The organism is Knoellia locipacati (assembly GCF_007992835.1).
In the GTDB taxonomy this organism is placed as follows: Bacteria; Actinomycetota; Actinomycetes; order Actinomycetales; family Dermatophilaceae; genus Knoellia; species Knoellia locipacati.
This window is the reverse complement of the sequence record NZ_BKBA01000019.1, coordinates 1-1,105: the sequence shown is the minus strand read 5'-3', so window position 1 is coordinate 1,105 and position 1,105 is coordinate 1. Positions and strand designations below refer to the sequence as shown.

The following is a 1,105-nucleotide window of genomic DNA, read 5'->3' as shown; positions in this document are numbered from 1 at the left end:
TGTGATGTCCAGGGAGGTTGGTCAGTCGGGTGACCGGTGGCCGACCTCCGAGGGCGGAGTGGACGCGGTGGTGATTGTAGAAGTGGAGCCATGGGGGCAGCGCGAGGTTGCGCTGCTGAGTTGAGTCATAGAAACGGGCGTAGGCCCAGCCGTCGGCCAAGGTTCGGTGGAACCGTTCGATCTTGCCGTTGGTCTGTGGTCGGTAGGGTCGGGTGCGTTTGTGCTTGAGGTTGAGCTCGGCGCACGCGTCGCGCCACGCGTGGGACTTGTAGGCCGAGCCGTTGTCAGACAGGACTCGCTCGATGGTCACGCCGTGGTCAGCGAACCAGGCCACGGCCCTGCGCAGGACGCCGATAGCGTTGGCGGCTTTCTCGTCGATGCAGATTTCGGCGTAGGCGACCCGGGAGTGATCGTCGATGACGGTGTGCACGTACGCGGTCCCGATCAGTGGGCCCCGCGCCTTGCCCTTGCGGCGATCGGTGTCTGTCGCGCGGCGGTTGCGGAAGCCTTGCTGCTTGCTGACGTAGCGCCAGCCGCCGCCGTCGGGGATGTTGCCGAACTTGGTGACGTCGACGTGGATCAGGGACCCGGGGTGGTCGTGCTCGTAGCGGCGCAACGGCTCACCAGTGACTCGGTCGATCCGGCAGAGGCGATTGATCCGGCACCGCACGAGCACGGCGTGAACAGTCGATGCAGCCAGCCCGAGGCGGCCGGCGATCTGGACCGGGCCCAAGCGGTGACGCCACCGCAGACGCACGATCTTCCGCACCACCTTGGTGGGGGTTTTGGTCGGGCTGCGCCGTGGGCGTGAGGACCGGTCCGCCATACCGGCCGGTCCTTCGCACCGGTACCGGTCGGCCCACTTCTTGGCTGTCTTGGGCGCGACCATGAACATCTTGGCCGCCGCGGCATAGGTCCATCCCTGCTCGACGATCAGGCGCGCCAGCCGCAGCCGTGTGCGTTGGGTCAGGGTCGCGTTAGCGTGGGACATGAAGGCCTCCAGGTTGGGAGCGGTGAACTAGACAGCTCCACTCCACAACCGGAGGCCTTCACCTGTCAGCCCGACTCACCGACTGAGGGCGGGACAACCTCCCTGGACATCACA

Annotated in this window: 1 protein-coding gene; it reads right to left on the bottom strand. The window is 66.4% G+C overall.

The window, feature by feature from the left end; translation table 11 throughout:
* A partial coding sequence (locus KLO01_RS16995) for an IS481 family transposase (protein ID WP_147067395.1) occupies positions 1 to 991 on the bottom strand: 991 nt, incomplete at its 3' end.
* Positions 992 to 1,105 lie beyond the last annotated feature (114 nt).